Origin of the sequence: Rheinheimera tangshanensis (assembly GCF_014645135.1) — a bacterium.
Taxonomy (GTDB): Bacteria; Pseudomonadota; Gammaproteobacteria; order Enterobacterales; family Alteromonadaceae; genus Pararheinheimera; species Pararheinheimera tangshanensis.
On the sequence record NZ_BMLH01000001.1, the window covers coordinates 170,408 to 191,170 of the forward strand.

Genomic DNA, 20,763 nt, shown 5'->3' on the forward strand with positions numbered 1-20,763 from the left:
TAGCCCCAATACCTGTGTATTGCCCATAATGAAAGGCGAGCACTAAAAACTCTGTTTGGCCAGTATGCGCCATTCGACACCAGATAAATCATCGTCACCACCAAAGGCTTTGGTCAGGTCGATATGGATCATGGTGCCACGGCTGCTGTGGCTTGACAGCAGTCGTATACCTGCCCCGACACCATATAAAGTTTGATCGCCTGAGCTGCCCGGTAAATCCGGGTTGTCCCCCCAGGTGCGGCCCATGTCGGCAAAAGTGGCGTAACCCACATCAAAAATCTGCGCTATGGATAAGTTGCTGTAATAGCGGTATTCCATAGTGGCCAGCGCCAGACGTTCACCGGTTTGATAATACAAAGGGAAAGCCCGTAGGCCAGTGTCGCCGCCTAAACTCAGGCGCTCGTCACGAAACAAGTCATTGCCGTATTGGTACGTCAGCTGACCGACCAGACTATGCTGCGGGTCAAACTTATGAATTAACATCAGATGGGTTTTGAGTAAGCTTTGGCTGATGTCAGCCTGTTCCAACTGGCTGACTGAGGCTGAGGTCAGCAGATAGTTATCCACTGTCAGTTCTGTGGCTTTAGTCGCCGCAGCTGTGACTTGCCAGCCTTTATTGTCAGCTCCCAGCATAGGTGCCAGATAGGCGAGTTTCACATCAGCCTGCCAACCTAGGTTGATATCTTCAACTCTGTTGAACTGGTAGATATTAAACATCTGGCGATAATCTGATTCTACGTATTGCCAGGCCAGCCACCACTGGGATAAGTCACGTTTGACCGGGATGCCAAACAAGGTATCCGATGTTTGTTCAAATTGCACTTCATTGTGAGTAGCACCAACCAAAACACGTTGTACCCAGTTGTCAGCAGCTAACACCTTTAAACCACCCTGAAGATCAAAAAATCTTTTTTGTTTTTGAAATTCGTTGGCTTCATCGCCTAGCAGGTACTCGTTAATGTCCTGGCTATCCTGCTCCAACGTTAAGGCAAAAGACCAGGGGGCATTCAGACGATAAAAAGGTTTTTCGACCGCAACTAAATAGGATTCACCATCAGATTTATCAGCATAGCGGGTGTTTAATCCCCAGTGACTGCCAAACATATTGGGTGAACGGAAATTCAGTAAGTAACTGGTACGCTCGCTATCATGTTCATAATCCAGATTGATTTGATTACCCGAGCCAAACAGGTTGTCTTCAGCTAACCCAAAGGTAGAACGACTTTCTCCACCCTCACGGCTGGCAGAAATTTTAGGGAGTAAAGACCAGTTGTCCCAGCTACTGATAGTCACGACGACTTGCCGATCCGGACATTGATGACTGACACGCACTTCCACTTTACGCAGATAGCGCCTTGTTCTTAATAAACGTTCGGTTTCTGCCAGACTATCGGCGTCCAGCACATCACCAGCCTTAAACAATACATCTTCTTTTAACGTGGCTTCTGTGGTGATCTTATGAGTACGGTTGGCAAAGCGGTGAAACCAGTAAGTATTGGGCTGTTCTAAATCAAATACATCGTTACGGATAAAACGTACTTCGGCGATAGTTTGTCCCTGATAGGCACTAAAATCAGCTGTGTTCTCCACCGAAGAACACAAGTCTGAGGCCTGAGTTGGGCTACTTAGACTAAGCAATACTACTGTTACAGCTGCTGTCAGCGGCTTCAGTAAACTAAGGCTATACATCTTAGGCATTCTCAACACTACAACATCCATTCTTGTTGATTGAGTTTTATCATGACACAGTTTTTCGCAGAAGATAGGAAAAAGCCTGAGATCATCTTTTAATCCTTGTCTGCTGCGCTTTGGTTCCTGTTATTTTGTGCTGAACCTAACAAAGCTAAAGCACTGGGGCTCAGACTCAGCTCTCGCTGTGGAAAAGGCAAATCAATATTGTGTTTATCAAAGGCCAGTTTAATTTCTTCGAGTAAACAAGTGCGCAATTCTCTGTAGTTTTCTTTTTTGGTCCAGACGGAAAATTGCAAATCCAGTGATGACTCGGCAAAACTTAAAAACTGAAATACAGGAACAGGTTCATCCAGACTTAGAGGGTTTTGCTCTGCAACCTGAAGTAATACGTGCCGAACCTGACTGATATTTTCTTTATAGGCCACGCCAATTTTTAAATCCAGTCGGCGGATAGGAAAGCGGGTTAGGTTGGTGACTTCTGTTTTAATCAGGCTTTCATTGGGAATACGAACAAAAAGGTTATCGAAGGTCCGTAGTTTAATAGACAGCAAGTCAATCGACAGAATTTCCCCTGTGGTACCGCCCACCTGGATAGTATCGCCAATCTGAAAAGGCCGCTCGCCTATTAAGAATAAGCCACTAATAAGGTTGGATACTGAGGTTTGAGAGGCAAAGCCGATAGCCACAGACAACACCCCGGCAGCGCCCAATAACACGCCTAAATTGAAGCCTAACTGTTTTAAACCGCTGGCAATAAATAAGGCCAATACCAGCCAGTAGACTAAACGGCGACTTAAAGTGGCATGATGAGGACTAAAACGTTTTAAGCAGACTTTATAGGTAGTGCGGGCCAACAAACTTGCCGCTAAGAAGCCGACAATAAATAACATGCCTGCCTGCAGTAAAGAGAAAAACTTGTCGGAATCCAGATAGTTAATCACCAGATCAATCATAAAGAACCTCGGCTTGCTGCATGAGCAAATAAATCACTGAAAGCGCGGAACAGGCCATGTTTTTCCATATACAAACGCGGTTTAGCTAATCGTTCTGCACCATCTGAACCTGCCGGCATTTTTTTACTGATCTGCAATCGGCTCAGTTCAGCGTCGTCCTGATGATCCAGCAACACTTGATCTGTCCATAAACTGCCGTCAGCCAGACCATACAAGGATAAATAAGGCACAGGTAAACTGAGTTTTTCGATACTCATCATTTGGCTGGCGTTATTTTTCACGGTAACAGGAGTGACGGCTTTGTGGACCCGCCGGGGCAATTCTTCTTTACTATGCCTGGCCTGGGTTTTATCGGCGTAACAAAGTTCACCAATTTGGGTGTTGGGGCCAAACCAGGTGTCGGATAAACGCTGGCTTTGCACCTCCTGCAACATTAACTCTGGTTGCTGCAATTCAATACGAATACTGACAGGGCTGCTGATATAAAAGGTCACTTGCTCACCAGGCGGTATGTAAACTGGCTGATGTGTTTTTACCACTACAGGACGGTCTGCTAATACAGGTTTCAGGCAAAACTGCAGCGGCTCGTTTTCAAAGACAAAACGGCTGGCCAGACGATGCTGTGGCCATTGTGGCAGCAGTTCAGCTTCCAGCTCCTGATGTTCTGTCTGAGGCAGCAATTCAGTAGCTAGCCGCCATTCTCCGGTTTTTCGTTGCAAAAAAATCAGCAAAGGCCCCAGCTGAATTTTACAGCTTTGTTCATTCAACAGCGTTTGAGGTTGCCACCAAAGCGCCTTATTTTCGGAAAACATGTTTGTGTCCTTGTGACGTATGGGTGCAGCTTAAAGAAAATCCTGCACTTCTGGCCGCTATTAAGTTGAGGTTAAGTGGTTACAGGAGTAAAATGATGCTCGTTTTTCGCTGTATCAGCAATAAGTTAAGCTGATATTCCTGCCCATTTGCAGAGGAGAGTTCCGTTTTTATGGACGTACCCAGTCACAGGCCTGGCCTGACATACAACTTAACCCTTTAGTTTTGCTGTAGACCGCTGGTTTGTCTGGACCTTGCGACTACGGCCCGTAGTTCGAGGTGAAAACATGGAACTCTTAGTTCTGATCCATACCTTACGTGCTGCTCTGGAGAGCGGCGACTTCTCTGTATTACCTGTGCGTTTGGCTGATACTCATGCTGCCGATTTAGCCGGTGCTTTGGTTGAGTTTTCCACAGCACATCAGTGGCAACTGTTAAGTTGTTTTCCATTAAGCACACAAGCAGACGTCTTCAGCTATCTACCTGAAGATCAACAAGTTGAACTGGCGCATACAGTACGTCGGCAAGACTTCACTCCGGTGATCCGCCAGATGTCGTCTGATGAACGAGCCGACTTGTTTAACAAATTATCTGACGCGCAAAAACAAGCTTTGTTACCGGCTTTGGCCCAAGCTGAACGTGATGACATCCTTAGTCTGTCTTCCTACTCTGAAGGCACCGCGGGTGCCATTATGAGTTCGGATTACGCTATGTTGTCGCCGGATTTAACTGTGACTCAAGCTATTGAGGTACTGAGGAACGAAGCGCCGGACAAAGAAACCATTTATCTGTCTTATGTGGTGGATCAGGATCGCATTTTAATTGGTGCTCTGTCCTTGCGTGAGTTAATTCTGGCGCCCACTCATGCACTGGTGGATGACGTGATGAAACATGATCCTATCCATGTCAAAGTGGATACGGAGCAGGAAGAAGTGGCGTCATTGGTGGCCAAATACGACTTAATTGCTATTCCTGTGGTGAATGCGCAAGGGCAGTTGGTCGGTATTGTCACCCACGATGACGCGATGGACGTTGCCGCAGCTGAAGCCACTGAAGACTTTCACAAAACCGCGACTATCGGCAAGCTCGAAGGCAGTGTTAAAGATGCCAAAATTAGCCTGTTATACCGTAAACGTGTGGTCTGGCTGGTGGTGCTGGTGTTTGGTAATATTTTCTCTGGTGCAGGTTTAGCTGCATTTGAGCATATTATTTCTGAACATATAGCCTTGCTGTTTTTTCTGCCGTTACTGATAGCCAGCAGCGGAAATGCTGGTGCTCAGTCCGGCACTTTGATGGTGCGGGCTCTGGCTACAGGCGATATCAAATTACGCCACTGGGGCAAGATGCTCGGCAAAGAAGTGCTGGTGGCCGGTTTATTAGGTTTGACCATGGCACTTGCTGTCTACGCGCTGGGCTACTGGCGAGGTGGGCTGGATATAGCGCTGGTAGTCGCCGCCACTATGATGATAGTGGTCTTGGTGGGCAGCTTAGTGGGCTTGTCTTTACCCTTTTTACTCAGCCGTTTTGGCATGGACCCTGCGACCGCCAGCGGACCTTTGATCACCTCTATCGCCGACGTGGCTGGTGTCGTGATTTATTTCTCTATTGCCAGCTGGTATTTACCTGCTTTGCTTTAATTCGTAAGCCAGATCTGCAGAAAGGTGCAGATCTGGTAATTGCCTGTCTGAAAAAAAGCCGATACACTGCGCCGCGAACCAAGGGGTGCTTTTAGCTGAGACGCCGTCAAACGCGAACCCTTCGAACCTGATCCGGATCATACCGGCGGAGGGATGGTACTTCTGTATTCCTTTTGCTTTGGTGATCCTACGACTATCGATTAGTGGAGTAGAATCATATGCGTAGAATTTCCTGTTTATCCCTAGCCATTCTGGCTGCCTTATCCACTACTGCTAGTGCGAACAGTGCTGAAGAAAACGCTGCCTCTGAACAGGCGGTAGAGCGTATTCTGGTGCAAGGCGATTTCCGGCAGCAGCAGTTGCAAAAGCTACCTGGCAGTATTCTGGTGTTGAGTCAGCAGGATATCAGTCGTCAGAACGCCCAGCATTTAGATGATTTGTTACAACAAGCCGCCAACGTAAACTTTTCAGCTGGCGCGTCCCGTGGCCGTTTTTTACAAATTCGCGGCATAGGCGAGCGCAGTGAGTTTGTCGACAGCATCAATCCTTCGGTGGGTGTGCTGATTGATGGCATTGATTATTCAGCTTTAGGTGTCAGCTCTTTGGCTGATGTGCAGCAAGTAGAAATATTCCGCGGGCCTGAAGCGACCCGCTTTGGTGCCAATGCCATGGCCGGTATGTTGAATTTGACCTCTAATGCCCCCAGCTTTGAAGGCGAAGGCCAGTTCAGTTCTACTGTGGCCAACTACGATAGCTACCAACTCAGTGGTGCTTACAGCAATGCGATAAACGACCAGTGGGCTTATCGTCTGGCTGCTGATCACCAGAGCTCAGATGGCTTTGTCGATAACAGCTTTTTAAAGCGTGACGATACCAACAATATTGACGAAACTACTGCCCGTGCTGCGCTGCGTTATCTGGCGACGAGCGATCTGACATTGGATTTTATCGGCCATTACCGCGATATCAATAATGGCTACGATGTGTTTTCTTTAGACAGAAACCGCACCACCTTATCGGATAAACCTGGCCAGGATGAACAGCAAAGCCGTGCTTTGGCGATTAAAGCAGATTACCAGGGTTTAAGTTGGGCCAATGTCTATACGCAGTTGAGTGGCCTGACTGCCGATACCGATTATGGCTTTGACGAAGACTGGAGTTATGAAGGTATTCACCCAGATGGCTACGCGACGACAGACCGCTACTTAAGGCAGCGGGATCAGTGGAGTCTAGAGCAACGCTTTTTAGGTAAAGAGCAGGCAAATTGGGTAGCGGGCTGGTATGCCAGTGGTCAGCAAACGGATTTAGAACGCCAGTTCTGGAACTGGGATTTATGGCAGGCCGCGCAGTTTTTCAGTGATTTTAAACGCCAGAACCTCGCTTTGTTTGGGCAGTGGACCAGCGACTTAGGGGATGGCTGGAGTTTAACCTCTGGCGCCCGCGCTGAACGTTACGATGATGAATACAGTGACAGCAATGGGATAGCTCAGCAAAACGACGAACTGATGTGGGGCGGCAAACTGAGTTTAAGTTTGGCTGTGACGGATTCAACCAGTTTGTATCTGCTGGGTTCACGGGGTTACAAAGCAGGTGGTGTCAATGGTGAAGCTCTGGGTAAAGCGCAGGGCAGTGGCGTGGATGAACTGGCAGATTATTTAAACAGCAAAGCTAATTTTTCACCTGAAACTTTATGGAACGCTGAGTTTGGTGTCAAAGGCAGTTCTGCCGATCAGGCGATCGTCAGCCGTGTCGCTTTGTTTGCCATGTGGCGTGACGAGATGCAGGTCAATAGTTGGGTCACCCGTGATCAGTCCTTTATTGGTTTTATAGATAATGCCGCTTCGGGCAGAAATCATGGATTAGAGGTTGAAAGTCGCATTCAATTAGCTCAGAGCTGGACTTTATTTGCTAATGCAGCCTGGCTCGATAGTGAAATCCGTGGTTTTGTCACAGAAGAGGGCGTAGACAAGACTGGCCGCGATCAGGCCCATGCACCTAAGTATCAATACAGTGTCAGCAGTGAGTGGTTACTGACGTCAAACTTGAGTTTTAATCTGGGTCTGCAAAGTAAAGCCGCCTTTTATTACTCCGACAGTCATGATTCCCGCTCAGAGCAAATGCATTTAGTGAATTTACGCCTGCAGTACCAGTGGGACGAGGTGCAATTGGCGCTTTGGAGCCGCAATGCGCTGGATGAAGACTACGGCGTGCGGGGCTTTTATTTTGGTAATGACCCGCGGGATGGCTACGAGCCTCATACCTATGAACAACTGGGTGAACCACGCCGTATAGGTGTGACCGCCAGCTACCAGTTTTAATCAGCAGTGAAGGAATTAATGATGAAATTATCTATAGAAATCAGTAAGTACCCACTCACCAGTGATTACATTGAGCCTATCAAAGGTTTTATTGAACTGTTAAATACTAACCCTAACGTGCTGGTGATCACCAATACACTCAGCACTCAAGTCTTTGGCGATTACGACGAAGTGATGGCGTTGTTGCAGCAAGGCATTCGCTGGTCGTTTGAAACCTATGGCAAAGTCGTGTTTGTAGTGAAGTTTCTGCATGGCGATTTACGGCCATGACAGAGGCTTGGTGGCAGCTGTTTAGCGGCTGGCAAACTCTGACCCAGCTTGAGCTGGCAGCGACTTTGTTAGCGCTGGCTTACGTACTTTTAGCAATGAAACAAAGTTTATGGTGCTGGCCAGCAGCATTGCTCAGCACTTTGTTGTACACCCATATTATGTGGCATTCGGCGTTGTTATCTGATGCGTTGCTGCAGCTGTATTATGCTGGGATGGCTTTGTATGGGTGGTACAGCTGGCGCCAACAAAAGCAGCTATTACCTGCAGGACAGTCGGGCATGACCGAATGGTCCGCCAGTACTCATTTGAATTTAATTGGTGGCACAGCGATAGCAGGACTTGTACTGGGTTATCTGATGGACCAATACACTCATGCTGATTTTGCTTACATAGATGCACAAACTACAGCTTTTAGTGTGATGACTACTTATCTGGTGGCACGCAAAGTGGTATCGAACTGGCTGTATTGGGTGGTGATAGACGCGGTCTGTATTTATGTCTATATACAAAAACATCTGTATTTTACAACGGCACTTTTTGTACTCTATACCATTATTGCCCTGATCGGATTTTTTGTATGGCGCAGCAGCTATCAGCAACAACAGCAGCAGACTCTTCCTCTGTGATCTGGCATTTATGTCAACAACTGGAGTTTTTTGCTGATCACAAACCGCTGCTGTTAAAACAACTGACACAAGGCAAAAGAACCAGTTCCTACCAGGTGCAAACGGACAGAGGTCACTACGTAGTGCGCCATTATGGCCCTTCTGTATTAGGAGTGTGCCGGCAGCAGGAATTACGTTGTCAGCATGCCGCCGCTGCCGCGGGATTGGCACCTGCGCCTTTGTGTCTGAATAATCATCAGCGCATGCTGATCACTGACTTTTTACCTGATGCTTTGCCGCCTTCGGCTGCCCACATTCGACAGAACCTGCCGGAACTAGCCCAAAAACTGGCGACTTTGCATCAGTTGCCAGTGCAAACTGCAGTACTGGACCCCTGGTTATATTTACAACAACTGAAAAAACAGTTGGAGTCGCACTGGACAGCACAAGCAGAAAAAATCTGGTTGCCTTTGATCACGGCTGCCCGTGATCTGCAGTATTTCCAGGCTGATATAGGTTTGTGCCATATGGATTTGCACGTACAGAATATGTTGTTGTGGCAGAACAAGTTATGGCTGATTGATTTTGAGTATTGCCAACTGGCGGATGTGGTGTTTGATTTAGTGGCATTGATAGTTCAGTTTGAGTTATCTGAGGCTGAACAACAGCTGTTGCTTGACAATTATAGGGCATCGAGGAGGGACAGCTGCAGCACACAATTAGTAGAGAAATTAGCCTTGGCTAAAGTAGTGTATGCAGGCTTTTGCTGGTTATGGTATTGGCAGGAAGAGCTGGAGAATCAAGATCCGAGATACAAACAAGCCGCAGCAGACTGTTACCAGCTATTACTGCGGCTTGTTCAAAGCTAAGTTACTAAAGTCCGCCTAATCGCTCAGCCAGAATTTTGTAGCGCTTTACATCTTCCTCGTCAAACAGAGGTTTGCCTTGTTCATCTTTGCCGTTAGCAACCAGCAGATTTTCGCGTGCCAGACGTTCAACACGGATCTCCTGAATACCTAAAAAGGCGGCGACCTGTGCAACATTGAGTATTGCCATAATAAGTTTCCTGCAGTAAGTACTTCAATTAAGTTAAGCTGATATTTTTATTTTTGTGAATAAAGTTCAACAAGCTCAGATGTTTTACTTACTTTTTTTATAAGTGACAACTGAAGAGTTGATGAATTTTATATTTTTTTGTTTTTTTTATGTTGGTTACATTCTGTTCTCATCACCCAAAGCTATTTTTAACCAAACTGATTTGACACTATGGTGTTGGTCTTTTATTTGCTCCGCTGGTCTCATTGCTGTTTGAATCTGTCTGGACAAACCCAGATGCGCTAGGTATAACAAACTGAACTACCTGATAATTTCTGTGTTAATTGTCATCGCCTTTACACAGAATTGAACTATGGTAAATAACAAAACATAAATCCAACACGCAACAATTCGAACTTGGGTAAACACTATGAAACCATCAGGCATGGCTTTGGCTCTGTACACTAACTTTCTAGGACAGGCGCCGAACTGGTACAAACTAAGTATCATCGCTTTTCTTTTTATTAACCCCATTTTGTTTTTACAAAACCCTTACATAGCAGGGTGGGCTTTGGTGGTGGAATTTATTTTCACCCTGGCGATGGCACTAAAATGTTATCCGTTGCAGCCGGGCGGTTTATTGGTCCTACAAGCTATTGCGATGGGCATGACCAGCACCACGAAAGTGATGCACGAAATTGAAGTGAATATTGAGGTGATTTTACTGCTGGTCTTTATGGTCGCAGGCATTCACTTTGTCAAAGACTTGCTGTTGTTTGTCTTTACCAAGCTGTTGATCCGGGTTCGTTCAAAAACTAATTTGTCGCTAGCTTTTGTCTGTATGGCCGCGTTTTTATCGGCTTTTTTAGATGCGTTAACCGTAGTGGCCGTGATTATTGCCGTCGGTATAGGCTTTTATGCGATTTACCACAAAATATCCTCAGGAAAAAAATTCCCCGACCCACATAACCACAATGAAGATACAGAGGTGGCAGAATTATCTCGCGCTGATTTAGATGCATTTCGTGGTTTTTTACGTAACTTACTGATGCATGCTGGTGTGGGCACAGCTCTTGGCGGTGTATCTACTATGGTCGGTGAGCCACAAAATCTGATCATTGCCGAAGCTGTAGGCTGGGGCTTTGGTGAGTTTGCTTTGCGTATGGCCGCCGTAAGTGTCCCGGTGCTGGTCGCAGGTTTACTGACGACTATAGTGTTAGAAAAATTCCGTTTATTCGATTTTGGTGTTCGCCTGCCTGTTGCTGTACAGGATGTATTGATTGCTTATGATAATTATCAGACCGAACGTATGACGGCCTCTGACATTAGTAAATTATGGGTGCAAGGCCTTATCGCTGTACTGCTGATTATATGTTTAAGTCTGCATTTGGCCTCAGTCGGCTTAATAGGTTTGATGGTGATTATTCTGGCCACGACTTTCTGTGGTGTCACAGATGAACATGCGATTGGTAAAGCCTTTCAGGAAGCCTTGCCTTTTACCTCCTTGCTGGTCGTATTTTTTGCGGTCGTGGCGGTGATCATTGATCAACATCTATTTAAGCCTGTAATTGATTTTGTCTTGACCTTTGATGGTCAACAGCAAACAGCAGTGTTGTTTCTTGCGAATGGCTTGTTGTCTATGGTTAGTGACAACGTCTTTGTGGGGACCGTCTATATCAACGAGGTAAAAGCTGCATGGCAAGCTGGCAATATCACTCGTGAGCAGTTTGAGATATTAGCTATTGCTATCAATGCCGGAACTAACTTACCCAGTGTTGCTACACCTAATGGTCAGGCTGCGTTTTTATTCCTGCTGACCAGTGCTTTAGCGCCACTTATTCGTTTATCTTATATGAAAATGGTTTGGATGGCTGTGCCTTATACGATAGTTCTGGCTATCGTAGGTTTACTGAGCACCACCTTCCTGCTGCCTGAAGTCACGCACTGGCTTTATGCTGCAGGCTGGATCCACCATTATGATGCAGCCGCCGCAGCAGCTGCAGCGACAGGACACTAAGTTGTTACGGATCAGGGGGCTATCCCTCTGATCCGTTGTTTTTCCCTCTTCAGCTTGTCATAGGTCAGAACGTCTGGACAGCCTTTATCCATACAGGTATAAAGTACGGCATGTAAGATTTTTGGGGTATTTCACCCTCTGTCTGGCGCAATAGAATGTGCTGCTTGGCATACTGCTCAGGTTGTTTTGTGTTGGAGCTGACTGAGCCTGCAAAGAGGACGCAAATACATGATTGAACTTCTGTTTCTGGTTTTACTTCCCTTGATTGGTTCAGTAGTGCCAGTGCTGACAAAAAGCTGGTCGCGTAGTTATAGTGCTTTGGCTACAGCGATACTACCCGCAGCAGCTTTAGCCGTTGTTCTGCAGCTTGCACCTGCCATTTTTTCCGGTGAAACCTTATTCTACCAAATGCCGTGGGTCGAAGCCTTGGGGTTGTCACTAAGCTTTAGGCTGGATGGCTTATCTCTGCTGTTCGCACTACTGATCTTGTGTATTGGTTTATTGGTGATCTTATACGCCCGATATTATCTGGCTGTCACAGATTCGATGGCACGTTTTTACGGTTTTTTGATGCTGTTTATGACCGCCATGCTGGGGATCGTTTTATCGAATAACTTATTACAGCTTTGGCTATTTTGGGAGCTGACCAGTATCAGTTCTTTTTTACTGATCAGTTTCTGGTGGCATAGAGCAGACGCGCGAAGCGGTGCCCGTATGGCATTAACTATCACAGGTTTTGGTGGTTTAGCTTTACTGGCTGGCATTTTGCTTATTGGTCAAGTGTTGGGTAGTTTTGAGCTGGATGTACTGTTATCTAAAGCTGACGTACTGCAACAGCATAGCCTCTATCCGGTGATTCTTATTCTGGTGTTGTTGGGAGCTTTTACTAAATCAGCTCAATTCCCGTTTCATTTCTGGTTACCCAATGCGATGTCTGCACCGACTCCGGTCAGTGCTTATTTACATTCTGCCACTATGGTTAAAGCAGGTATTTTTTTGCTGGCGCGAATGTATCCGTTGTTAGCTGGCTCAGATTTATGGTTTCTGTTAGTGACGATCACCGGCATGACCACTTTATTAGTTGGTGCTTACCTGGCGTTATTTCAACATGATTTGAAGGGGCTGCTGGCTTATTCGACCATTAGTCATTTGGGGTTAATTACCTTGCTACTTGGCTTAGATACCGATCTGGCCACAGTGGCGGCAATTTTTCATATTATTAATCACGCTATTTTTAAAGCCTCGTTGTTTATGGCCGCTGGTATTATTGACCATGAGTCCGGCTCGCGGGATATGCGAAAACTCAATGGTCTCTGGCAATTTATGCCTGTCACTGCCACGCTTGCGATGGTAGCTTCTGCGTCTATGGCTGGGGTGCCTTTACTCAATGGTTTTTTATCCAAAGAGATGTTTTTCGCTGAAACTTTACACCAGGATGTATTAGGGGCTTTGTCGTGGTTAATTCCGGTACTGGCGACAGTGGCCGCTACTTTATCCGTCGCTTACTCGGCCCGCTTCATTCATGACGTATTTTTTAATGGTCAGCCGAAGGGCTTACCCCGCACTCCGCATGAACCGCCTCGTTATATGCGGGTGCCGGTCGAAATACTGGTTGCGCTTTGTATTCTGGTTGGCTTGGCTCCTCAATACATAGTTGGGGATTTACTGGCCGTAGCCTCAAGTGCCGCGCTGGGCGGGCCTTTACCACAATACAGTTTGTCTATTTGGCATGGTGTGAATTTGCCACTGCTGATGAGTGTAATGGCGATGACCTTAGGTATTTTGTTGTACTCGAATCGCAAGCACTTATTTCGTTTCCAGGCCGAGTTGCCAGAGCTGAATCCTCTGCAGTTGTTTGAACAAAAAATAAAAGCTTTATTGAACAATGCGCAACGTTGGCATCAAAGGTTTGAGTCGGCTGAATTACAACGCTACTTGTTGTGGATGTTTTTGATTGTAGTGGTGCTGCTGATTTGGCCATTGCAACAAATGGGTCAGTTTACCCGACATACTGCTATGTTGCCGATAGACGCTTTAATGCTGGCCGCCATGTTGGTGGCGATTATCGCCGCTTTTGCTACTGTGTTATGTCAACGTCAGCGATTATTAGCGCTGGTGATGATTTCTATCGTAGGGTTGGTGGTGACACTGATTTTTGTGCGTTTTTCCGCGCCGGATTTAGCACTGACTCAGTTGTCTGTTGAGGTGGTGACCATAGTGCTATTGATGTTGGCGCTATTTTTTCTACCACATAAAATCAGCAGGGCATCCAATGCGGGTAGACTTATTCGCGATGGTGCTATTGCCTCTGTCTGTGGTGTAGTGATTGGCAGTTTGAGTTACGCCATGATGCTGGAACCGCAGCAGCGGATCTCTGATTTTTTTCTCATCAATGCTAAAACGGGCGGCGGTGGATATAACGTTGTTAATGTGATTCTGGTTGATTTCCGTGGTTTTGATACTTTGGGCGAGATTACGGTATTAGGTATAGCCGCTTTAGGTATTTTTAAATTATTAACCCGTTTGCCTTTGTTTAAACCCAGTTCAGATGCAGAGGGGCGACAATGGGCGCTGGATAAACACCCTATGCTGCTGGCTGTAGTGTCGCAGGCTTTATTGCCTTTAGCACTGTTGGTATCGGTGTATATCTTTTTCCGTGGCCATAACTTACCTGGTGGTGGCTTTGTAGCAGGTTTAATTACAGCTATCGCTATTATTCTGCAGTATGTAGCTCAAGGCGTGGATTGGGTCAAACAGCGACTGACGCTGGAATACCACAGACTGGTAGCAGCTGGCGTATTGATTTCATCTCTGACAGGCGCCGCCAGTTGGCTGTTTGAGCGACCTTTTTTAACCTCCTGGTTTGATTACTTCCAGCTACCGCTTTTAGGCGAAATTGAGCTGGCCAGCGCTATAGCTTTTGATTTGGGAGTGTATCTGACGGTAGTAGGGTCTACGCTGATGATTTTGGCCAATCTGGGTAAAATGACCACAGACCACAGACCTGTGCATGAGGGGCAAAACTAATGGAATTACTGGTTGCAATCATCATAGGGGTTTTAACCTGCAGTGCCGTCTTTCTGATTTTACGGGCCAGAACCTTCGCCGTGATGCTGGGGCTGACTATGTTGTCTTACGCCGTCAATTTATTCATTTTTGCCAGTGGTGGTTTAAAGATGGGAGCTGGCGCTGTGCTTAAAGCGACAGAAGACTATGCTGACCCTTTGCCTCAAGCCTTGGTATTAACCGCCATCGTCATTGGTTTTGCGATGACGGCTTTTCTGGTGGTGTTGTCTATCCGCGCCCGCGCTGATTTAGGTAATGATCATGTCGACGGTAAATTGCCGGTAGCGAAAAATACCCGACAGGGGGCTTCGTCATGAACCATTTGATTATCCTGCCTATTCTCTGGCCTTTGTTAGTGGCTCTGCTGACGATGCTGCCGCCTTTTGATCAGAACTTGTTACTACGCCGCTGCTTAAGTGTCGGAGGTTCTGCAGTGTTGGTGTTGCTAAGTGTGCTGTTGGTGCTGCAGAGCTCAGATACCCCAGCCCAACTTTATCAACTGGGTAACTGGCCAGCACCTTTTGGGATCAGTTTGTTATTAGATCAGGTCAGCAGTTTAATGTTGTGCCTGACCTCTGTGTTAGCTTTAGCCGCCAGTTTATATGCCAGCAGTGGTGAAGACGAAAACGGCCCTTTTTTCCATGCCTTATTACATTTCCAGGTGATGGGTATTAATGGCGCCTTTTTAACTGCTGACTTATTTAACTTGTTTGTGTTTTTTGAAGTGCTGTTAATTGCCTCGTACTCTTTGCTGATCCACGGCGGTGGTAAAGCTAAAACCAAAGCCGCAGTGCATTATGTGATTCTAAATCTGGTTGGTTCTGCGATGTTCTTGTTTGCCCTTGCACTGATTTATGGTGCGTCAGGCACTTTGAATATGCTGGATTTAGGCACCAAGGTTGCGACTTTGTCAGACACGCAACTTCAATTATTACAGGCCGCTGTCGCACTACTGCTGGTGGTGTTTGGCTTAAAAGCGGCAGTGATGCCTTTACATTTTTGGTTAGGCAATGCCTATTCTTCCGCATCCCCTGCAGTGGCTGCTTTATTCGCTATTATGACCAAAGTGGGTATTTATAGCTTATTGCGGGTTTTTGCTATGGTGTTGCAGGATGCAGGTTTTGTCGCTGACTGGGTGTTCCCTGTCCTGTGGTGGACCGGCTTATTGACCATAGTGATGGGAGTGCTCGGCGTGTTAGCCAGTGAAGACTTGCGTAAAATGGCGAGCTATCTGGTGATAGTTTCTGTAGGCTCTTTGGTGGCTATTTTGTCTTTAGGCACAGCGGAGGCTATACAGGCGCTGTTGTATTACCTGGTGCACTCAACTCTGGCGACCGCGGCTTTGTTTTTATTGGCAGACTTAATTGCGAACCAGCGTGGCAAAGCTGGAGACCGGCTGGTCAACGGGCGCAAGATGGCTCAGCCTGTGTTATTAGGCACAGCCTTTATAGTGGTCGCGCTCAGTGTAGTAGGCATGCCGCCATTTTCAGGTTTTATCGGTAAGCTATTACTACTGCAGGCTGTACCTCAAGGCAGCACCATGTTGTGGTATTGGTCCTTTTTATTAGGTAGCAGTCTGATGTTGCTGATCGCACTGAGCAGAGCAGGAAGCATCTTATTTTGGCAGGTGTCTGGCTCAGATGTTGAAGCTCGTCTGGCGGGGCGTCGTCGTGCCAGTGCGTTGCTGTTGCTGGTGATTGCAAGCCCGTTATTAAGCCTGTTTGCCGGACCATTAACGGCCTGGTGTCAGGCCGCAGCAGCTCAACTACAGCAAATTGCTACTCTTAGTCCGGGAGCCTTCTGATGTTGTCTTTGAAGAACTGGTGGCCAACCCCTGTCCGAAGCTTGTTTTTATTTCTGGTCTGGTTATTACTAAATAACAGTGTGGCTTTGATCCATCTGTTTTTTGGTCTATTACTGGCCTGGCTGATCCCATTGCTTATCCATAAATTTCGCCTGATCCAACCCGGTATCAAAAAGCCTGGCGCAGCTATGGCTTATGGTCTGATGGTAATGTGGGACATTGTTATCGCTAACCTGCAGGTGATTCGTCTTGTACTTGGTCCTAATAAAAAGCTAAGACCTGCTTTTGTCACAGTACCACTGGATTTAACCGACCATCTGGCTATTACCATACTAGCGAGCACTGTATCTTTAACACCAGGCACTGTCAGTGCAGATGTGTTGCCACTGAATGCAGAAGGTGCAGAGCCGCGTTTTCTGCTGCTGCATGTGCTGGATTTAGCCGATGAAGCAGAGCTGATTGAACAGGTGAAGCAACGTTATGAAGCGCCATTAAAGGAGATATTTTAATGCTGACTTTAATACTTCAAGGCTGTTTTGTGGTGGTCGGTTTGGCTTTGCTGCTGAATTTATATGCTGCTATTCGCGGACCTTCAGTGGTGGATCGTTTGTTGGCACTGGATACTATGTATATCAACAGTATAGCGCTGCTGCTGTTGTACGGAATTTATCTTGGCACCAGCTTAAACTTTGAAGTGGCGCTACTGATCGCCATGCTGGGTTTTGTCAGCACTGTCGCTGTGTGTAAGTTTTTATTGCGCGGCGATATCATTGAATAGGAAGTAACAGATGAGCATGACTGAATGGTTGGTAGCCATCCTGGCTGTGGCGGGGTCATTGTTTGTATTGATGGGCTCAGTCGCTCTGGTCAAACTACCGGATTTTTATACTCGTTTGCACGGGCCAACTAAAGCCACCACCTTAGGTTTAGGTGCTTTAGTTCTGGCTTCTATGGCTTATTTTAACTTCGTCAAAGGCGAGTTGAGTATGCAGCAATTATTGATAGCGCTGTTTCTGTTTATTACAGCCCCTATTACCGCTCATATGCTAATTAAAGCGGCATTGCATTTAAAACTGGCTAGTGCAAAACAAACATCAGGCCGAGAAAACGCTGAGCTGTAACAGCAGCTGCAATTTGGTATTAGTTTTCTTCGTCAAAACCGTTTTCAATCAAAGCCACCACAGCACTCAGTGCTTCTTGCGCCTGAGCGCCTTCGGTACAGACTTCCAGAGTTTTACCCTTGCTGCTCGCCAGCATCAATAGCGCCAGAACACTGCTGGCATCTGCAACCTGGCCTTCCTGCTGTAACTCAATTTTGGCATCAAACTGACGACATAACTGTACCAGTTTGGACGCGGCTCTGGCATGCAAACCTAATTGATTGACGATAGTGACAGTTTTTTGAAATTTATCGGCCATGATGTCTTACCAATTCGCGGTGACGGATTTGCACATCTTCGCGCTGTAAACGGTAACTTTCTGCCAGAGACTCGGCGATGTACACAGAACGATGTTGTCCGCCGGTACAGCCTATGGCAATCGTCAGATAGCTGCGATTGTTGCGTTCTAAATGCGGTAACCAGGTACCGATAAACTGATTGATTTGCCAGATATATTGAGCCACTACCGCTTGAGATGACAGATAGTTTTGTACAGGTTTATCTAATCCTGTCAGGATCTTCAGTTCTGGTTCCCAATGTGGGTTTGGTAAAAAGCGCGCATCAAATACATAGTCAGCGTCTTTAGGAATACCGTATTTAAAGCCAAAGGATTCAAACAAGATCACCAACCGGCCGGTTTTTTGCCCCAGTATACGCTCTCTAAGCTGCTCTGCCAGCTGATGTACGTTCAGCTCTGTGGTATCCAGATACAAATCTGCACGGCTGGAGATGGGGTCCAGCAGCTGCTGTTCGCGTTGTATGGCTTCATCCAGTGACATGGCCTGATGCGACAGCGGATGCAAGCGACGGGTTTCGCTGAAGCGCTTAATCAGGCTGGTATGGTCGGCGTCGAGGTAAAGAATGGTCAGGTCAACTTTGTGCGGCAGGTACGACAGAATATCGGTCAGCTCATCAGGGTCTTGTGGCAAGTTACGCACGTCGATACTAACAGCGACCCGCTCATATTGCCCCATCACCGCATTGGCTAGAGTTGGTAGTAAATTAACCGGGATGTTATCTACACAATAATAACCAAGGTCTTCCATGACGCGCAGGGCAACTGATTTGCCCGAACCCGATCGACCGCTGACGACCAATAACTTCATTTTGCCATCGCCTGTTCAGCACCGACCATCAGCAACTGGTACAAATCGTGGCTGTTGGCACTGTGACGGATTTTCTTGGTGAAGTCTTTCTGACTGAGCATGCGGGCTATGCCGGACAGGGTAGATAAATGCGTCTGGCATTGATTTTCCGGGATCAGGATGGCACAGAAAATATCCACCGCCTGGTTATCAATAGCATCAAACTGTATTGGATCCTTGCTGACCACAAACACCAGCAAAGGGGTAGTGACATTCTTTAATTTGCCATGCGGAATAGCAATACCGCCACCAATACCGGTGGAGCCGAGTTTCTCACGGCTCATCAGGGCTTCGAGTATGTTGTACTCAGGAACTTCCGGTAAACGCTGATGTGCCAGTTCAGCTATGTATTCCAGAATGCGTTTTTTACTATTAAAAAGGACCGCACTCTTGGTGCAGTCCTCCGATAACATTGAGCTCAGGTTCATAGTTTCAGAATCAATGACGAGAAATTTTCTCTTTATGTTTAATAACTTGGCGATCCAGTTTATCGATCAACTGGTCTATCGCAGCGTACATATTTTCGTCTTCCGATACAGCGAATACTTCACCTCCATTGAGGTGTAACTTAGCCTCTGCAATCTGCTTCAATTTTTCCACGTTCAGCACTACATGTACATTATTAATATGATCAAAATGACGTTCAAGTTTGGAAAATTTGCTATCGACGTACTCTCTCAGTGCTTCAGTGATTTCTACATGACGACCAGTTAAGTTGATTTGCATAGACTCTTCCTTCTTTTTAGAGCTGTTAAAGCAAGCTCTTGCGCTGATTAGACGGCGGAATAAACAAGGCTTCACGATACTTGGCAATGGTACGCCGTGCGACATTAATCCCTTGTTCTGACAGTATTTCTGCCATCCTGCTATCACTCAAAGGTTTAGCAGGATTTTCCGCCGCCACCAATTTTTTTATAAAGGCGCGGATTGCGGTGGATGAACATTCACCGCCACTCTCTGTACTTACATGACTGGAGAAAAAGAACTTAAGTTCAAATATTCCTCTGGGAGTGTGCATATATTTTTGTGTGGTGACACGGGAAATAGTTGATTCATGCATGCCCACCATCTCTGCAACATCGTTTAACACCATGGGTTTCATGGCTTCTTCACCGTGCTCAAAGAAAGCCTGTTGTTGCTGCACTATGCAGTTGGCCACTTTCAATAAAGTTTCGTTGCGACTTTCCAGACTCTTTAAAAACCACTTGGCTTCCTGCAAATGGGAGCGAATAAATTGACCATCCGATGCGTTACGGGCGTTACGTGACATGGCGGCGTATTGCTCGTTTATTCTGATTTTTGGCATCGCATCAGGGTTGAGCTCAACCATCCAGCGTCCTTTAATTTTCGCCACCGAAACATCCGGAACCACATAGGACTGTTCTTGTCGGATCACATCTGCCCCAGGTCGTGGGTTCAGGCTGTGAATAAGCCGCATCACTTCTTTTAAATCATCTTCTTTGAGTTTAGTCACACGCATCAGAGAACGGAAATCTCTGTTGGCTAAAAAGTCAGTATATTCTTTAATAATATGCCGGGTTTCCGCCAGATAAGGCGTTTTAGCATCGAATTGGCGCAGTTGTACCAATAAACACTCCTGAATGCTGCGTGCGCCGACACCAACAGGGTCGAATAACTGGATACGTTTGATTACCGCTTCGACTTCGTCCGCTTCCACATCAGGCATGCCCAAAGACTCAAGAATTTCGTCTGTGTCTATCGTCAGTAAACCGTTTTCGTCGATCGCTTCGATGATGATTTCGGCAATGGTTCGGTCAGTGTCGGAAAAAGGTGTCAGCTGCATTTGCCAACGTAAATAGTCCTGCAGGCTTTCTGTGGTTTCGCCCTGAAACACCGTATCTTCATCGCCATTGAAGTTATTAGCGCCTGCTACAGGGGCTGCGCTGACTAAATCATCCCAATGGCTATCCAGTGGCAAATCTTCTTTGATGTTTTGCTCGGACATCGCTTCGCTGCTGTCTTTGACTTCAGGTTCGTAGTGCTCATCATGGCTGCTGTCGTAGTCAGCGGAATCAAACTCGGCGCCATGATTTAGATCTTTAGAGGAAGGTTCCTGAAATACAGCATAGTCGTCTTCAGCTTCAAGCAAAGGATTAGCATCCAGCGCTTCCTGAATTTCCTGTTGCAGTTCAATGGTAGATAATTGCAGCAGTTTAATTGCTTGCTGCAATTGCGGAGTCATTGTGAGCTGCTGACCAAGACGAAGTTGCAGAGACGGTTTCATGTACTT

21 protein-coding genes and 1 riboswitch are annotated in these 20,763 nt (G+C 46.6%); of the genes, 12 read left to right on the forward strand and 9 right to left on the reverse strand.

The features are described 5' to 3' along the window. Positions 1-42: 42 nt before the first annotated feature. The 3 genes from IEW88_RS00730 to IEW88_RS00740 all read right to left on the reverse strand — a co-directional run bounded on the left by IEW88_RS00730 (position 43) and on the right by IEW88_RS00740 (position 3,457). The gene (locus IEW88_RS00730; RefSeq protein WP_185148526.1) at positions 43-1,698 is read right to left on the reverse strand and encodes a BamA/TamA family outer membrane protein; all 1,656 of its coding nucleotides are present in this window, start codon (positions 1,696-1,698) and stop codon (positions 43-45) included. Between the two features lie 89 nt (positions 1,699-1,787). Then, positions 1,788-2,645 (reverse strand): mechanosensitive ion channel family protein, encoded by an 858-nt coding sequence (locus IEW88_RS00735; RefSeq protein WP_147903114.1) that lies wholly within the window; start codon positions 2,643-2,645, stop codon positions 1,788-1,790. After that, the gene (locus tag IEW88_RS00740; protein WP_147903113.1) at positions 2,642-3,457 is read right to left on the reverse strand and encodes a DUF432 domain-containing protein; all 816 of its coding nucleotides are present in this window, start codon (positions 3,455-3,457) and stop codon (positions 2,642-2,644) included. Before IEW88_RS00740 ends, IEW88_RS00735 begins: the two co-directional genes overlap by 4 nt. 285 nt (positions 3,458-3,742) lie before the next feature. Here IEW88_RS00740 and mgtE point away from each other — a divergent pair, with 285 nt between their 5' ends. The 5 genes from mgtE to IEW88_RS00765 all read left to right on the forward strand — a co-directional run bounded on the left by mgtE (position 3,743) and on the right by IEW88_RS00765 (position 9,154). Then, the gene (mgtE, locus tag IEW88_RS00745) at positions 3,743-5,092 is read left to right on the forward strand and encodes a magnesium transporter (RefSeq protein ID WP_147903112.1); all 1,350 of its coding nucleotides are present in this window, start codon (positions 3,743-3,745) and stop codon (positions 5,090-5,092) included. 71 nt (positions 5,093-5,163) lie between these two features. Beyond that, positions 5,164-5,263: riboswitch (TPP riboswitch) on the forward strand. A gap of 47 nt (positions 5,264-5,310) precedes the next feature. Continuing rightward, complete coding sequence (locus tag IEW88_RS00750; protein WP_147903111.1) at positions 5,311-7,410, forward strand: TonB-dependent receptor; 2,100 nt, start codon at positions 5,311-5,313, stop codon at positions 7,408-7,410. A 21-nt stretch (positions 7,411-7,431) separates the two neighbouring features. Beyond that, positions 7,432-7,680 carry a YkoF family thiamine/hydroxymethylpyrimidine-binding protein gene (locus tag IEW88_RS00755; RefSeq protein WP_046520436.1) on the forward strand — a complete coding sequence of 83 codons (249 nt, stop codon included), beginning with the start codon at positions 7,432-7,434 and terminating at the stop codon, positions 7,678-7,680. Beyond that, the gene (pnuC, locus tag IEW88_RS00760) at positions 7,677-8,306 is read left to right on the forward strand and encodes a nicotinamide riboside transporter PnuC (protein WP_147903110.1); all 630 of its coding nucleotides are present in this window, start codon (positions 7,677-7,679) and stop codon (positions 8,304-8,306) included. Before IEW88_RS00755 ends, pnuC begins: the two co-directional genes overlap by 4 nt. After that, positions 8,258-9,154 (forward strand): phosphotransferase, encoded by an 897-nt coding sequence (locus IEW88_RS00765; RefSeq protein WP_147903109.1) that lies wholly within the window; start codon positions 8,258-8,260, stop codon positions 9,152-9,154. Before pnuC ends, IEW88_RS00765 begins: the two co-directional genes overlap by 49 nt. 4 nt (positions 9,155-9,158) lie before the next feature. Here the strand turns inward: IEW88_RS00765 and IEW88_RS00770 are convergent, their stop codons facing one another. After that, entirely contained in the window at positions 9,159-9,341 is a 183-nt protein-coding gene (locus IEW88_RS00770) for a hypothetical protein (RefSeq protein ID WP_053425802.1), read from the reverse strand. 409 nt (positions 9,342-9,750) lie between these two features. Here IEW88_RS00770 and nhaB point away from each other — a divergent pair, with 409 nt between their 5' ends. The 7 genes from nhaB (at position 9,751) to IEW88_RS00805 (ending at position 17,328) form a co-directional block, all read left to right on the forward strand. Continuing rightward, entirely contained in the window at positions 9,751-11,337 is a 1,587-nt protein-coding gene (gene nhaB, locus IEW88_RS00775) for a sodium/proton antiporter NhaB (RefSeq protein ID WP_147903108.1), read from the forward strand. A gap of 228 nt (positions 11,338-11,565) precedes the next feature. Further along, positions 11,566-14,364 (forward strand): monovalent cation/H+ antiporter subunit A, encoded by a 2,799-nt coding sequence (locus tag IEW88_RS00780; RefSeq protein WP_221411353.1) that lies wholly within the window; start codon positions 11,566-11,568, stop codon positions 14,362-14,364. Next, complete coding sequence (locus IEW88_RS00785; RefSeq protein WP_053425803.1) at positions 14,364-14,720, forward strand: Na+/H+ antiporter subunit C; 357 nt, start codon at positions 14,364-14,366, stop codon at positions 14,718-14,720. Before IEW88_RS00780 ends, IEW88_RS00785 begins: the two co-directional genes overlap by 1 nt. Further along, positions 14,717-16,207 (forward strand): monovalent cation/H+ antiporter subunit D, encoded by a 1,491-nt coding sequence (locus tag IEW88_RS00790; RefSeq protein WP_147903107.1) that lies wholly within the window; start codon positions 14,717-14,719, stop codon positions 16,205-16,207. The genes IEW88_RS00785 and IEW88_RS00790 overlap by 4 nt, the downstream gene beginning before the upstream one ends. Further along, complete coding sequence (locus IEW88_RS00795) at positions 16,207-16,716, forward strand: Na+/H+ antiporter subunit E (RefSeq protein WP_147903106.1); 510 nt, start codon at positions 16,207-16,209, stop codon at positions 16,714-16,716. Before IEW88_RS00790 ends, IEW88_RS00795 begins: the two co-directional genes overlap by 1 nt. Further along, a complete protein-coding gene (locus IEW88_RS00800; protein ID WP_147903105.1) occupies positions 16,716-16,985 on the forward strand; it encodes a K+/H+ antiporter subunit F in 270 nt (89 codons plus the stop codon). Before IEW88_RS00795 ends, IEW88_RS00800 begins: the two co-directional genes overlap by 1 nt. Before the next feature lie 10 nt (positions 16,986-16,995). Next, positions 16,996-17,328, forward strand: a complete 333-nt coding sequence (locus IEW88_RS00805) for a Na+/H+ antiporter subunit G (RefSeq protein ID WP_147903104.1) — start codon at positions 16,996-16,998, stop codon at positions 17,326-17,328. 19 nt (positions 17,329-17,347) lie between these two features. On the opposite strand, the gene IEW88_RS00810 is transcribed toward IEW88_RS00805, so the two are convergent. Genes IEW88_RS00810 through IEW88_RS00830 form a run of 5 tightly spaced genes read right to left on the reverse strand, consistent with a single transcriptional unit; the run spans position 17,348 to position 20,757 of the window. Continuing rightward, the gene (locus tag IEW88_RS00810) at positions 17,348-17,626 is read right to left on the reverse strand and encodes an HPr family phosphocarrier protein (RefSeq protein WP_147903103.1); all 279 of its coding nucleotides are present in this window, start codon (positions 17,624-17,626) and stop codon (positions 17,348-17,350) included. Beyond that, positions 17,616-18,473 carry an RNase adapter RapZ gene (gene rapZ / locus IEW88_RS00815; RefSeq protein ID WP_053425809.1) on the reverse strand — a complete coding sequence of 286 codons (858 nt, stop codon included), beginning with the start codon at positions 18,471-18,473 and terminating at the stop codon, positions 17,616-17,618. Before rapZ ends, IEW88_RS00810 begins: the two co-directional genes overlap by 11 nt. After that, positions 18,470-18,925 carry a PTS IIA-like nitrogen regulatory protein PtsN gene (gene ptsN / locus IEW88_RS00820; protein WP_221411352.1) on the reverse strand — a complete coding sequence of 152 codons (456 nt, stop codon included), beginning with the start codon at positions 18,923-18,925 and terminating at the stop codon, positions 18,470-18,472. The genes rapZ and ptsN overlap by 4 nt, the downstream gene beginning before the upstream one ends. Positions 18,926-18,950: 25 nt before the next feature. Next, positions 18,951-19,238, reverse strand: a complete 288-nt coding sequence (hpf, locus tag IEW88_RS00825; protein WP_046520423.1) for a ribosome hibernation promoting factor — start codon at positions 19,236-19,238, stop codon at positions 18,951-18,953. A gap of 25 nt (positions 19,239-19,263) precedes the next feature. Next, a complete protein-coding gene (locus IEW88_RS00830; RefSeq protein ID WP_147903101.1) occupies positions 19,264-20,757 on the reverse strand; it encodes an RNA polymerase factor sigma-54 in 1,494 nt (497 codons plus the stop codon). Positions 20,758-20,763: the final 6 nt, after the last annotated feature.